Below are 432 nucleotides of genomic sequence, written 5' to 3' on the forward strand. Positions count from 1 at the left end.
GCCGCGCGGCCGTCAGCGGCTGCATGCCATGCCGACAAGCACCGGCTATGAGGTGCGTGAGGACGAAACCTACGACTGGGACGGCAGGAAGCGTGGCCAGACTCCGTTCACGGTGCTCCAGCATACGATCAGCGGCACCGGCCAACTGCGCTACGACAACCGCAACTACCGTCTGCAGGCCAACGACACGCTGCTGGTGCTGGTGCCGCACAACCATCGTTACTGGCTGGCCAAGGGCGACCGCTGGGAATATTTCTGGATATCGATGAACGGCGAGGAGGCGCTCCGCGTCCACAAGTCGATCCTCAGCGTCTCAGGTCCCGTGTTCCGGCTGCAGCCGGCGACCATCGACCACCTCGCCGATTGCAGTCTGCGGCTGATCAAGGGCGCCGGTTCGCCCGGCGCTGCCTCGGCGATCGCCTATGAGGCGGC

Annotated in this window: 1 protein-coding gene; it reads left to right on the forward strand. The window is 65.5% G+C overall.

The window, feature by feature from the left end; translation table 11 throughout:
• A partial coding sequence (locus EN807_RS32685) for an AraC family ligand binding domain-containing protein (protein WP_189522669.1) occupies window positions 1-432 on the forward strand: 432 nt, incomplete at both ends.

Source organism: Mesorhizobium sp. M5C.F.Ca.ET.164.01.1.1, from assembly GCF_004792125.1.
Lineage (GTDB): Bacteria > Pseudomonadota > Alphaproteobacteria > Rhizobiales > Rhizobiaceae > Mesorhizobium > Mesorhizobium wenxiniae.